The sequence below is a fragment of the Mycobacterium numidiamassiliense genome (assembly GCF_900157365.1).
GTDB classification, from domain to species: Bacteria; Actinomycetota; Actinomycetes; order Mycobacteriales; family Mycobacteriaceae; genus Mycobacterium; species Mycobacterium numidiamassiliense.
Map to the genome: position 1 here is coordinate 4,177,917 of NZ_FUEZ01000004.1, position 12,553 is coordinate 4,190,469.

A 12,553-nucleotide genomic window follows, 5' to 3' on the forward strand; every position below is an offset into this window, starting at 1 on the left:
ACTCAGGAAGGCAGGCCCGCCTTGATCGCCGCGTCCTGCTTGCGGGCGACGTCGAGGATGAAGTCCGAGGGCACCGGATCGCCGGCCGGGCTTTCGAACTCGATGTCAACGAAAGTCTTGCCCTCGGTGAACATGATGCTGCCCTTCGCCTTCGGGCCGTCGGGCTTGTTCGTCGTCCCCACGGCCATGGTGCCGCCGTTGCCGACGTCGACCGGTGTCGGCGTTCCGCCGCGCACGCCCAGGTCCGGGTCGGTAAGGGTCGACACGCTCAGGTCGCGCGCCTGTGTCGCGGCACCGGCGTCGGGATAGACGTTGATGGTGTCGTTGATCGTGCGAGCACCGCCCTGATTGCCGAACAGTCCACTTACGCCCGCCGGGCTCGGGATTGGCACAGTTTGCACCAGGGTGAAACTGTCGCCCGGCACGACGATATCCGTTGCCTTGATCAGCAATTTGCTGTAGTCCGACGGCTGGGCGGCGGCGCTACCGGACGTCGATGCCGCCGACGACGTGGCCGACGAAGCCGGCTTGGACGACGTCGATGACGACGACGGGGTGGACGACTTGTCGCTTCCGCACCCCGTCACCGCGACACCAATCGCCAGGGTGGTCACCGCCCAACCCGCTGCCAGCACCGAGATCTGCTTCACCATTGGCTCCTCAAAAAGTCCGTTTAGCGTTTGCTGCGTCTCGGGAAACATAGCGGATTCGGCAATGGCGTGGAGGATTAGTCGCGCATTGCTGTGGTCAGCGTTTAAATCGCTCGCGCAACTGTGGGTCGTTCTCCCACCACAGTCCCGACGGCGCCGCCTCGTCGCCGACGGCCCGCTCCGCGGTGTCCAGCTCGGCGTCGACCACGACGGCGTGCGCGCGTTCGTCACGCGACAGCGCGCGCATCAACAGCAGCACGAACGGCACCCCGACCACGTCGCCGAGGATCCATAACACGCCCGCGCCGATGGTCTGGTCCAGCCGCTGATCCGGGCCCCAATCGCGATGCAGCGCAGCGTAGTACGTCGCTGCGATCAACGAGCCCTGCCAAATGACCAATCCCAGGACCCCGTCGCCGAGGGTTTCGGCGACGCTGATCAGCAGCGAAAGGAGCTGAGAGTACTTGCGCGGAACGGGATCCGTTTGCAGTCGGGCGTAGAAATATCCAAAGCCGATGATCACCAACGCGATTCGGGTCGATGCACCGATCCATTCGCTCTCCAGGGCCGCGGTGTACCAGGGCGTCAGGTAGAGCAGCCAAGGGGTGGCAAGCATGGCCAGAGACGTCGTCAACGGGTGCGCGAACACGCGGGCCACCCGGTTCGCCAGCAGTCGATCAAAGCGGTCGCGGCCGTCCGAACTCAGTGCGTTGCGCAGCACGGTCAAGGGTTTGCCCTGAGCCAGGAAGAAGGGCACCAGGTACAGCAACAGCAAGACCTGCAGGGCCCGCACCCAGAACAAGATGTAGGCATAGGCGCCGATCGCGCTGACGGTAGCCACCGCCCACAGCACGAGGCCGATGCCAAAGCAGCTGGCCTGCAGCGGAGTAACGCTATCCCGGCCGCGCCGGTAGCACCACACGTAAGCGCCGGCGACCAGGACGATTACCAGCGCCGAGCTCGGGTCCAGTTGCCAAGTCTGAACCAGCGCGCCGACGGTCAGCGGCCCCGGATCGACAGGCATGAATTCGAGATCAGCCGCCCGGCTGGGGAGGCCGACCCTCGCCGGTCAGGTAGTGGGGGCAGTACGCGTTGGCGGCGATCGCCGTGAATCTGGCAGCACCGTTCCCGCTGAATCCCGGGTTGCGTAGCTGCAGGTTGTTGACGATATTCGTGTCCTGCTCGCCGCTGTCCACCAACTCACACACCGTCTTGGCGGCCGAGATCGCGGCGGCCGGGTCCGAATAGTTCAGCCCGGCTTGTTTGAGTTGGGCCAGGAAATCGGCGTCCACGGCGGGGTCCGAAGTGGGGCTGGGGCTGGGGCTTTGGCTGGGGTCGGCGTACGCCGGCGCGGCCAGGCCGACCGCGGCGACGACACTCAGCAGCATCGGTAGGCGCCTCATAGCTCCGTGATTCTTTCAGAGTTACCCCGGGCACGCATCCCCCTAGCCGATGGGCGCCACAGATGGTGTTGGCTAGATCGACGTGGCCGCCATCATCGTTCTCGACGTCTTTCTCGGCATCATCGCTTTGGCCGGGCTGATCATCGTGTGGAATCAGCTGCGAGCCCAGTTGCATAAACCGGGCGCCACGGGCGTCGTCATCACGATTGACCGGCTGACGCCGCGGCGCAAAGGCATTGCTCGCGTCGAGGTGACTCTGCGCATGGTGGGACCGGCGGTGCGCTACGAGGTAGCACTCGACCTGGAAGCCGATGGCAACCGATTCGAGGCTTCGACACCGAAACCCGCGACACGTCCCTCGATGGGCTGCGACGACGAAGAGGTGTCATGGAGTGTGGAGATCGCAGAAAACGACCTCGGCGGCGTCTGGGTGATCGCCTCGTGGATCGACCCGCACCACGCTCGCCTGCGGATGGCGGCGCTGGCAGCGAATCTGCACACGCTGGAAACCTATGAATGGAAGTGGGCGGCCGATTGGCGTCTGTCGGCGGCCGGTCACTGGCGCCGGCGCCGGACCCCGACGACACCCCCACGCACCGTTCCGGGGATGGGCCCGCTGGAACTGGGGCGCGCGCCAGGTCGGGGGCTAGCGCAGGTCGCCGCCGAGGCCGTGACGGAAACCAGCGAGGAACGCTAGCCGTTGCTGGCGGGCGTTGCGGGCGCGGCGGGCGCTGGCGGCAGCTTATTGGGGCAGTACGCGCTGGCCGCCAGCGCAGTGAACTTGGCGGCGTTTTCCTGAACCAGTCCCGGGTTTTCGGCCTCGACGGTCTTGACCACATCGGCCATCTGCGTGCCCTCGTTGACTGACTGGCAGACCCACTTGGCCGCAGCGATGACCTTGCCCGGTTCCTTGTACGTGACGCCAGAGGCCTGGAGCGCGGCGAGGAATTGGTCGTCGGCGGCATCGGCGTACGCCGGCGCGGCCATGCCGATGACGGCGGCCAGGCTCAACAGCATGAGGAGCGATTTCATAATCCACAAATGGTCGCAGAGCGGCCCTCGGCGCGCATCTCTTCGATGATCCACGTCACGATCGCGGCGAAAAGCCCCCGCCGCCTGAGTCGATCGACCCCTCCCCTGCATGTCGCCGCGTGTGCGATTATGCGTAGATCCCCTGCACGGGCGACTAGGAGGCAAAGAGGTGGCGAAGATGCACCGCTGGCTGATCGTCCTGTCCACCTTCCTCGTGGCCGCCGCGGGTGCCACCGCTGCCGGCGTCAGCGCGCCGCGCGCGCACGCCGGGGACGCCCCGATCGGCCACATCGGTGACACGCTGCGGGTGGACACGGGCACCTACGTCGCGGACGTGACGGTCAGCAGCGTCGCACCGTGCGATCCGCCCCCCGGATTCGGCTACACCCGCGAGGGCGTGCCGATCAAGAGCTTTCCCGGCAGCACCGCCGACCGAGCCGACGTGACGGTCCGCGCGATCCGGGTGCCCAATCCCTACATCATGGCCACCAGCTTCAGCTTCGACGGCGTGACTCCCTTCGCCGACGCATACAAGCCGCGAGCCTCCGACGCCCCCGACGCGTTGGACGCCGCGCTGGGCAACGCGCCCAGCGGAGCGATCGTGCGCGGCGGGGTGTATTGGGACGCCTATCGCGACCCCGTCTCCAACGTCGTTCTGCTGGACCGCAAGACGGGCCAGCACCTCGCTCAATGGAACATGTGACGCGAACGGTCCATCTCGCCACGATCGATTCCGTCGATCCACACGAACTGGCCGGTGTCGCCGCGCGCACCTTTCCGTTGGCGTGCCCGCCCTCGATCGCGCGGGAGAACGTCGCGTCGTTCATCGCCACCAACCTGACGGCCACGCGCTTCACGGAGTATCTGACCGATCCCCGGCGCGCGATCCTCACCGCACAGCAGGACGGCCGAATTGTCGGTTACGCCATGCTCGTCGACGGTGTCGACGATGACCCAGACGTCGCGCGAGCGGTCGACATCCGCCCGGCCGCTGAGCTGTCGAAAATGTACATGCTGCCCGATTACCACGGTGACGGGTGGTCCGCGACACTGATGGAACACGCGCTGGCCACCGCAGCGCAATGGCGCGTGCGCTCCGTGTGGCTGGGCGTCAATCGGGAAAACCAACGCGCACAACGCTTTTACACCAAGCACGGATTCCGGATCAACGGCACCAGGACGTTTCAAGTGGGTGACGACCTGCGCGAACACGACTACGTCATGATTCGCGAGGTGCCCTAACCCCCGGCGGTCAGCGCCAGGAGCCGGGACGTAGCCCGCAGGTACTTCTTTCGGTAACCACCGGCCAGCATCTCGGGGCTGAAGATGCTGTCCAGCTTCGCCCCGGAACCCACCACCGGAATGCCTGCGTCGTAGAGCCGATCGGTCAACGAGACCAGCCGCAGCGCGACGTTCTGGTCATCGATGCCATGCACGCCGGTCAGGAACACCGTCGTCACACCCTCGATCAGGCTCAGGTACCGCGACGGATGCATGGTCGCCAGATGCGAACACAGCGCATCGAAGTCGTCCAGCGTCGCCCCGGGCACGCCGTCGGCGCGCGCTTGCACCTGCTCGTCGGTCAGCGGCTGGGGCGCGGGCGGCAGGTCGCGGTGCCGATAGTCGGGTCCGTCGATCCGCACAGTGGTGAAAATGCTTGCCAGCGTGTTGATTTCACGCAGAAAGTCCTGGGCGGCGAAGCGGCCCTCGCCGAGCTGCTCGGGCAGCGTGTTGGAGGTGGCGGCCACCGACACTCCCTTGTCGACCAGCGCCGAGAGCATCCGCGAAATCAGCGTGGTGTTGCCCGGGTCGTCGAGTTCGAATTCGTCGATGCACACCACCGTGTAATCGGCCAGCAGGTCGATACACTCCGCGAAGCCGAATACCCCGGCCAGCTGAGTCAGCTCGCCAAAAGTGGCGAACGCCTTGGGATTTGGGGAATCCGGACCGTCGCCGGGCATTTGGTAGTAGGCCGAGGCCAGCAGATGCGTCTTACCCACGCCGAATCCGCCGTCCAGGTAGAGCCCAACGCCGGGTAATACGGCACGTTTGCCCAACAGCTTTCGCCGGCCCGCCCTGCGCTGCACGGCCTGCTGGCAGAAGTCCTGGCATGCGACGAGCGCGGCGGCCTGGGTCGGTTCGGCCGGATCGGGGCGATAGGTCGCGAAGCTGACCTCGGCGAACGTTGGCGGCGGCTTCAATTGAGCGATCAGCCGTTCCGGCGACACCGTGGGATGGCGATCCACCAGACGCGCTACGCGGCCCCCGTGCATGCAGGCACTGTATCGGCGTGCTGCAATCAACCTCATGCCCGACTCTGAGGCCGCCGCAGGCGTCGAGACCTCACTGACGCTGCTCGGCTCGGTACGCGAACTCGACGACGGCGAACTCCCCCAGCTCTACGCCTATCCCGAGCGGGAGGGGACATGGTTGCGGGCGAATTTCATCAGCAGCGTCGACGGCGGGGCCACCACCGACGGTAAATCCGGCTCCATGGGCGGGTCGGGCGACCGCCTCATCTTCAAGCTCTTGCGCGGGCTCGCCGACGTCATCGTGGTCGGCGCGGGCACGGTACGCATCGAGGGCTATTCGGGGGCGCAGCTCGGCGTCGCCCAGCGCCAGCGGCGGCAGGCCTGCGGGCAAACCGAAGTTCCCCAACTGGCCATCGTCACCAAATCGGGCCGGCTGGACCGGGATATGCCGGTGTTCACCCGGACCGAGGTGCCTCCCCTGATCCTTACCTGCACGGCGGCCGCCGACGAGACACGCCGCCAGCTCACCGACCTCGCCGAGGTCGTCGACTGCTCCGGCAAGGATCCCGGCGATGTCGACGAGGCCGCCGCGCTGGCGATCCTGCGGTCACGGGGACTGCATCGCGTCCTCACCGAGGGCGGACCGACGCTGCTCGGCTCGTTCATGCAGCGCGGCCTGCTCGACGAGCTGTGTCTGACCATCGCGCCCTACGTCGTCGGCGGCCCGGCGAGGCGCATCGCGACGGGTTCCGGCCAACTGCTGACCCGGATGCGTTGTGCTCACGTGCTGACCGACGACGCCGGCTATCTGTACACCCGCTACGTCAGGGCCTAGCGCGTGACGACGGGGCAAAGCCGCGCCCGGTGGCTACTGTGGTCGGCATGAGTCGGCACGCCATGTCCGCCACGGCCCTGGTCGCGGCGGCCTTATCGGTGAGCACCGTGCTGGCCGGCTGCGTCCCGGGCCTGGCCGCGGACCCGCGCTTTGCCACCAACTCCGGCGCCCGGCCCCAAGGCGTGGCCCCGTCAAAGCCGCCGCCCAGCGGACCGCCGCCGATCGCGGCGCCGAAGAACGACCTGTCCTGGCACGACTGCACGTCGAAGATGTTCTCCGACGCCGGGGTTCGTTCGGCCCCCGACGTCGCGCTGGATTGCGCGAACTACGACGCCGACCTCGACCCCGTCAACGGCGGAGCCGGAACCGTCAGCATCGGGGTGGTCCGCGCCAAGTCGAGCCGTACCCCGAAGGACGCCGGGCCGCTGGTCTTCACCACCGGCTCCGACCTGCCGTCCTCGACGCAGCTGCCGGTCTGGCTGACGCGGGCAGGCACCGACGTGCTGCAGACGCACCCGGTGGTCGCCGTCGACCGCCGCGGCATCGGCTTGTCGAACCCGATCGACTGCCGGGACCGCTCGGATCGCCAAGTCATGCGGGATCAGGCGCAATTCCAGCCCGGCGACGACCCGGTCGCCAACCTTTCCGACGTCTCCAACAACGCCACCAGCAGCTGCACCGACGCGATCGCACCGGGCGACAACGCCTACGACGACGCCCACGCGGCCTCCGACATCGAGCGGCTGCGCAGCGTGTGGGATGTGCCCGCGGTCGCGTTGGTCGGGATCGGCAATGGCGCCCAGGTCGCGCTGGCCTACGCCTCCTCGCGTCCCAGCAAGGTCGCCCGGCTGATCCTCGACTCCCCGGTTGCGTTGGGCACCAACGCCGAAGCCGTCGCCGAGCAAAAGGTCAAAGGCCAGCAGGCCGCGCTCGACGCGTTCGCCGCGCAGTGCACAGCGGTCAACTGTGCGCTGGGTCCCGATCCGAAGGGCGCCGTGAGCGCGCTGCTCGCCGACGCCCGCGCAGGCAAGGCTCCCGCCAACGCATCGCTGGCCGAAGTGGCCAACGCCATCACGGTCGCGCTGGGCTTTCCCTCCGGCGACCGCGTCGGCGCCACCACAAGCCTGGCCAGCACACTCGCCGCGGCACGCTCCGGCGACGCCGGCCAGCTCACCAACCTGATCAATCGCGCGGACGCCGCCCTGGACAGCGACGGCCAGTTCGTCAACGGCTGCAGCGACGCGATCAACCGGCCAACCCCGGACCGGGTCCGCGAACTCGTCGTCGCGTGGGGCAAGCTCTACCCCCAGTTCGGCACGGTCGCCGCGCTCAACTTGGTCAAATGCGTGCACTGGCCGACGAGTTCGCCGCCCGCACCGCCGAAAGATCTCAAGATCGACGTCGTGTTGCTGGGCGTGCAGAACGACCCGATCGTCGGTTCCGAAGGAGTCGCCGCGACCGCGGCCACCATCATCAACGCCAACGCGGCCAGCAAGCGGGTGATGTGGCAGGGCATCGGCCACGGCGCCAGTGTCTATTCGCCGTGCGCGGTCCCGCCGCTGCTCGGCTACCTCGACAGCGGCAAACTTCCCGGAACCGACACGTACTGTCCCGCCTGACACTTGAGCCTGGACTGCGGTGTACGGTGCGCTGGTGACGGCAGCTGACTCGACTCGATCCGGCCTCCGCGACTGGTTGCTGGCCGCGTTCCGTCCCCTCTCCGGCCCACCGAGCACGGCGACGATCCTGCGGTCGGCGCTATGGCCGGCGGCGATTCTCTCGGTGCTGCATCGCAGCATCGTCATCACCACCAACGGCAACATCACCGACGACTTCAAGCCCGTGTACCGGGCGGTGTCGAACTTTCGGCACGGCCTGGACATCTACAACGAGCACTTCGACTACGTCGACCCGCACTACCTGTATCCGCCCGGCGGCACGCTGCTGATGGCGCCGTTCGGCTACCTGCCGTTCGCGCCGTCGCGGTACCTGTTCATCCTGATCAACACCATCGCCATCCTGATCGCCTGGTATTTACTGCTGCGGCTGTTCGACTACACGCTGTCCTCGGTGGCCGCCCCTGCCCTGCTGCTGGCCATGTTCTGCACCGAGACGGTGACCAACACGCTGGTGTTCACCAACATCAACGGCTGCGTGCTGCTCGCGGAGATGCTGTTCTTGCGCTGGCTGCTGGACGGCAAAGTCCGACATCAGTGGTGGGCCGGCCTCGTGATCGGGCTGACGCTCACACTCAAACCGCTGCTGGGGCCGCTGCTGCTGCTGCCCCTGCTGAACCGCCAATGGCGAGCGCTGGTACCGGCCATCATCGTCCCCGCCGTCATCAACGCGGCCGCATGGCCGGTGGTGCCCCACTCGAAGGACTTCGTCACCAAGACGGTGCCCTACTTCCTGGGCACCCGCGACTACTTCAACAGCTCGATCGAGGGCAACGGCGTCTACTTCGGACTGCCGACCTGGCTCATCGTGTTCTTGCGGCTGCTGTTCACGGTGCTGGCGATCGGCGCGGTGTGGCTGCTCTACCGCTACTACCGCACCCGCGATCCGCGCTTCTGGTTCACCACCTCGACCGGTGTGCTGTTGCTGTGGTCGTGGCTGGTGCTGTCGCTGTCTCAGGGCTACTACTCGATGATGCTGTTCCCGTTCCTGATGACGGTCGTGCTGCCCAACTCGCTGATCCGCAACTGGCCGGCGTGGCTGGGGATCTACGGCTTCATGACGCTGGACCGCTGGTTGCTGTTCAACTGGATGCGCTGGGGCCGCGCGCTGGAATACCTGAAGATCACCTACGGCTGGTCGTTGCTGTTGATCGTGACGTTCACCGTGCTCTACTTCCGCTACTCCGACGCCAAGGCCGACAACCGGCTGGACGGCGGGATCGATCCGGCCTGGCTGCCGGCTAAGCCGGAGCGCGCTAACTTGGAGGCATGACTTCCTCTGACTTGTCGCCCGCCAAGGTGCAGTTGTCCGACGACGAGTGGCGCAAGAAACTCAACCCGCAGGAGTTTCAGGTGCTGCGGCGCGCCGGCACCGAGCGACCGTTCACCGGTGAATACACCGACACCAAGACTCAGGGCATTTACGAATGCCGGGCCTGCGGGGCCGAATTGTTCCGCAGCACAGAGAAATTCGACTCGCACTGTGGCTGGCCGTCGTTCTTCGACCCGTCCAGCTCCGATGCGGTGATTCTGCGGCCCGACCATTCGATGGGGACGACACGCACCGAGGTGTTGTGCGCGAACTGCCACAGCCATCTCGGTCACGTGTTCGCCGGCGAGGGCTATCCGACGCCCACCGATCAGCGCTATTGCATCAACTCGATCTCGCTGCGCCTGGTCCCCGACGCCTAAGCGGTCGGCGGCGCAGAATTGCCAGCTGTCGCACGCTTTCGCCGTTGCGTCGGCTGCTGTACCGTTGCCCCAACGGTAAGGGTGTCTAGATTTCGGGAAGCAGACGAGTATGAACAAAGACGACATGATTCTGATCAGCGTCGATGACCACATCGTCGAACCACCGGACATGTTCAAGAATCACCTGCCCAAGAAGTACGCCGACGAGGCGCCACGACTGGTGCACAACCCAGATGGCAGCGATAGCTGGCAATTTCGCGACGTGGTGATTCCGAACGTCGCACTCAATGCGGTGGCCGGCCGGCCGAAGGAAGAGTACGGGCTGGAACCGCAGGGCCTTGACGAGATCCGGCCGGGGTGCTGGCAGGTCGACGAGCGGGTCAAGGACATGAACGCGGGCGGGATTTTCGCCTCGATCTGCTTTCCGACGTTCCCCGGATTCGCCGGCCGGCTGTTCGCCATCGAGGACCCCGAATTCGGCCTGGCCCTGTTGCGGGCCTACAACGACTGGCATGTCGAGGAGTGGTGCGGGGCGTATCCGGCACGGTTCATCCCGATGTGCCTACCGGTGATCTGGGACCCCGAAGCATGCGCGGCCGAGGTGCGACGCAACGCCAATCGTGGCGTGCACGCGTTGACGTTCACCGAGAACCCGGCGGCGATGGGTCGTCCCAGCTTCCACGACGACTACTGGACTCCGCTCTGGGAAGCCTTGGTGGACACCGACACCGTGATGAACGTGCACATCGGATCCTCGGGAAAGCTGGCCATCACCGCGCCAGACGCACCGATGGACGTGATGATCACGCTGCAGCCGATGAACATCGTCCAGGCCGCCGCGGATCTGCTGTGGTCGGCGCCGATCAAGAAATACCCCGATCTCAAGATCGCCCTCAGCGAGGGCGGCACCGGGTGGATCCCGTATTTCCTGGAGCGGGCCGACCGCACCTACGAGATGCACTCGACGTGGACGCACCAGGACTTCGGCAACAAGCTGCCCAGCGAGGTGTTTCGCGAGCACTTCTTGACGTGCTTCATCAGCGACAACGTCGGAATCCAGCTGCGACACCAAATCGGCATCGACAACATCGCGTGGGAGGCCGACTACCCGCACAGCGACTCGATGTGGCCCGAAGCGCCCGAACAACTGTGGGATGTTCTCGGCGGGCACAACGTCTCGGAAACCGACATCAACAAGATGACCCACGAAAACGCCATGCGCTGGTACTCCTTCGACCCGTTCACCCAGCATCCGCGCGAGCAGGCGACGGTGGGCTCGCTACGCCAAGCGTCGAAAGGCCATGACGTGTCCATCCGCGCCCTCAGCCATCACCAGGCGGGCGACCGGATCGCGAACGCCCTGGCCGACGCCACCCGCGGCAACAACGGTTAGCGACGGGTTCGGCTAGCTACCCACGCCTGACCGCTCGAGCGTGCGGTGAGGGCGGCGAGCGTGCACTGACGGCGAGAATTCCGCGAAATCTGGGCCGTGGCCGCACAGCGGAAGCCCAGTCCGCACACGCAAGGGCGGGACAGCTCAGTCCACCCGAGTGGCGTGCACTTCCCAAAACGGGGCGTGCACCCTTCCGTCGACCAGCCACGGCTCCATCGCCCGGAATCGCTCCAGCAATGACTTCGACTGCTCGGCCATATCGGGGTTGCGCGCGGCCATCAGCTCGATCGTCTCGGCGCTCATGTTCACCTGGTAGGTCGTCGTGCCGAGGTAGGTGATCTCCCAGCCGCCGGCCGGCAAGACATCGCGAAAGTCGTTCTCGGACAACGACCGCATCATCTTGAAGCCGTTGACGTTGCCCTCGCCGAATTCGAACATGTAGAGCCGCGCGCCCGGCTTGGTGGCCCGGTGCAGCGCCTGGGCGTAGGACCTCTGCAGCTCGGGCTCGGTGCTGAAGGTGTGGTAGAAGGCGCAGTCGACGACGGTGTCGAAACGCCCGTCGAGCCCGTCCAGTTTGGTGGCGTCGGCCAACTCGAAATTGACTGAGACGCCGGCCTTTTGCGCGTTGCTCCGGGCCCGCTCCAAGGCTCCTTCCGACCCGTCGACACCGGTCGCCGAGTACCCCTTGGCCGCGTAGTAGATCGCGTGGTGGCCCGGCCCGGTGCCCGGGTCGAGCACCTCACCCTTGATGGCGCCCAACGCGACCAGCTGCTGCACCACCGGCTGTGGGCCGCCGATGTCCCAGGGTGTGGCGGCGGGCAGGCCGTTGGAGAGCCGGTCGTCGCGGTACATCTGCTCGAAACGGGTCGGATCGGTCGGATCGAAATCGGTTGTCATGTCATCCCCTTCGGTTGCGGCCCCCATCAAGGTAGGGAGTTGACCAGCTGCTCGACGGCCACCCGCGGCCCGGTGAAGAACGGTGTCTCCTCTCGGGTGTGCCTGCGGGCGTCGGTGGCCCGGAGTTCACGCATCAGGTCGACGATGCGGTGTAGTTCGGGGGCCTCGAAGGCCAGGAGCCATTCGTAGTCGCCGAGCGCGAACGCCGGAACGGTGTTCGCGCGTACGTCCTTGTACTCGCGCGCGGCCATGCCGTGCTCGGCGAGCATGCGCCGACGTTCCTCGTCCGGCAGCAAGTACCACTCGTAGGACCGCACGAACGGATACACGCAGATGTAGGCACCCGCTTCTTCGCCGGCCAGAAACGCCGGAATGTGGCTCTTATTGAACTCCGCGGGCCGGTGCAAGGCCACGCTGCTCCACACCGGTGCGCTGACCCGGCCCAGCGCGGTGGTGCGGCGGAAATCCGCATACGTGGCCTGCAATGCCTCAACCCGCTCGGCGTGCGTCCAGATCATGAAATCGGCGTCGGCCCGCAGGCCCGCGATGTCGTAGAGGCCACGCACCACCACGCCGCGTTCTTCCTGCTGCTTGAAGAACCGGGTCGCCTCGTCGACGACGGCATCACGGTGCTGACCGAGCTCGCCGGGCTCCACCGAAAACACCGAAAACATCAGGTAGCGAATGGTCGAGTTCAGGGCGTCATAGTCGAGTTTGGCCATG

General features: G+C 66.3%; 15 protein-coding genes. 8 read left to right on the forward strand and 7 right to left on the reverse strand.

Going from position 1 to position 12,553, the window contains the following annotated elements; genetic code table 11:
- Window positions 1-2 precede the first annotated feature (2 nt).
- The 3 genes from MNAB215_RS27900 to MNAB215_RS27910 all read right to left on the reverse strand — a co-directional run bounded on the left by MNAB215_RS27900 (window position 3) and on the right by MNAB215_RS27910 (window position 2,038).
- Window positions 3-650: a hypothetical protein gene (locus tag MNAB215_RS27900; RefSeq protein WP_131829180.1), complete on the reverse strand. Its 648-nt coding sequence runs from the start codon at window positions 648-650 to the stop codon at window positions 3-5.
- Window positions 651-747: 97 nt separating this feature from the next.
- Window positions 748-1,674: a cytochrome c oxidase assembly protein gene (locus MNAB215_RS27905; protein ID WP_077081639.1), complete on the reverse strand. Its 927-nt coding sequence runs from the start codon at window positions 1,672-1,674 to the stop codon at window positions 748-750.
- Between the two features lie 10 nt (window positions 1,675-1,684).
- Entirely contained in the window at window positions 1,685-2,038 is a 354-nt protein-coding gene (locus tag MNAB215_RS27910; RefSeq protein ID WP_342743246.1) for a DUF732 domain-containing protein, read from the reverse strand.
- Window positions 2,039-2,135: 97 nt separating this feature from the next.
- Here MNAB215_RS27910 and MNAB215_RS27915 point away from each other — a divergent pair, with 97 nt between their 5' ends.
- A complete protein-coding gene (locus MNAB215_RS27915; RefSeq protein WP_077081641.1) occupies window positions 2,136-2,750 on the forward strand; it encodes a hypothetical protein in 615 nt (204 codons plus the stop codon).
- Here the strand turns inward: MNAB215_RS27915 and MNAB215_RS27920 are convergent.
- Window positions 2,747-3,085: a DUF732 domain-containing protein gene (locus tag MNAB215_RS27920; RefSeq protein WP_077081642.1), complete on the reverse strand. Its 339-nt coding sequence runs from the start codon at window positions 3,083-3,085 to the stop codon at window positions 2,747-2,749. The two genes, MNAB215_RS27915 and MNAB215_RS27920, sit on opposite strands and share 4 nt — an antisense overlap.
- 178 nt (window positions 3,086-3,263) lie before the next feature.
- Between MNAB215_RS27920 and MNAB215_RS27925 the strand changes: the two genes are divergently transcribed.
- The gene (locus MNAB215_RS27925; RefSeq protein WP_077082405.1) at window positions 3,264-3,788 is read left to right on the forward strand and encodes a hypothetical protein; all 525 of its coding nucleotides are present in this window, start codon (window positions 3,264-3,266) and stop codon (window positions 3,786-3,788) included.
- Entirely contained in the window at window positions 3,776-4,327 is a 552-nt protein-coding gene (locus tag MNAB215_RS27930; protein WP_077081643.1) for a GNAT family N-acetyltransferase, read from the forward strand. The genes MNAB215_RS27925 and MNAB215_RS27930 overlap by 13 nt, the downstream gene beginning before the upstream one ends.
- Here MNAB215_RS27930 and zapE read toward each other — a convergent pair.
- Window positions 4,324-5,394, reverse strand: a complete 1,071-nt coding sequence (zapE, locus tag MNAB215_RS27935; RefSeq protein ID WP_077081644.1) for a cell division protein ZapE — start codon at window positions 5,392-5,394, stop codon at window positions 4,324-4,326. The two genes, MNAB215_RS27930 and zapE, sit on opposite strands and share 4 nt — an antisense overlap.
- On the opposite strand from zapE, the gene MNAB215_RS27940 reads away from it, so the two are divergent.
- From MNAB215_RS27940 to MNAB215_RS27960, 5 genes are all read left to right on the forward strand, one after another.
- Window positions 5,393-6,172: a pyrimidine reductase family protein gene (locus MNAB215_RS27940; protein WP_077081645.1), complete on the forward strand. Its 780-nt coding sequence runs from the start codon at window positions 5,393-5,395 to the stop codon at window positions 6,170-6,172. The genes zapE and MNAB215_RS27940 overlap by 2 nt on opposite strands.
- A gap of 29 nt (window positions 6,173-6,201) precedes the next feature.
- Window positions 6,202-7,791 (forward strand): alpha/beta fold hydrolase, encoded by a 1,590-nt coding sequence (locus MNAB215_RS27945; protein ID WP_108637720.1) that lies wholly within the window; start codon window positions 6,202-6,204, stop codon window positions 7,789-7,791.
- A 19-nt stretch (window positions 7,792-7,810) separates the two neighbouring features.
- On the forward strand, window positions 7,811-9,121 hold the full coding sequence (aftC, locus tag MNAB215_RS27950; protein WP_077081647.1) for an arabinofuranan 3-O-arabinosyltransferase: 1,311 nt from the start codon (window positions 7,811-7,813) through the stop codon (window positions 9,119-9,121).
- Window positions 9,118-9,540: a peptide-methionine (R)-S-oxide reductase MsrB gene (msrB, locus tag MNAB215_RS27955; protein ID WP_077081648.1), complete on the forward strand. Its 423-nt coding sequence runs from the start codon at window positions 9,118-9,120 to the stop codon at window positions 9,538-9,540. The genes aftC and msrB overlap by 4 nt, the downstream gene beginning before the upstream one ends.
- A 109-nt stretch (window positions 9,541-9,649) precedes the next feature.
- A complete protein-coding gene (locus MNAB215_RS27960; RefSeq protein WP_077081649.1) occupies window positions 9,650-10,933 on the forward strand; it encodes an amidohydrolase family protein in 1,284 nt (427 codons plus the stop codon).
- A gap of 144 nt (window positions 10,934-11,077) precedes the next feature.
- Here MNAB215_RS27960 and MNAB215_RS27965 read toward each other — a convergent pair whose 3' ends face one another.
- Window positions 11,078-11,830 carry a class I SAM-dependent methyltransferase gene (locus MNAB215_RS27965; RefSeq protein WP_077082406.1) on the reverse strand — a complete coding sequence of 251 codons (753 nt, stop codon included), beginning with the start codon at window positions 11,828-11,830 and terminating at the stop codon, window positions 11,078-11,080.
- 26 nt (window positions 11,831-11,856) lie between these two features.
- Window positions 11,857-12,552, reverse strand: coding sequence for a hydrogen peroxide-dependent heme synthase (hemQ, locus tag MNAB215_RS27970; protein WP_077081650.1), 696 nt, complete (start codon window positions 12,550-12,552; stop codon window positions 11,857-11,859).
- Window position 12,553: the final 1 nt, after the last annotated feature.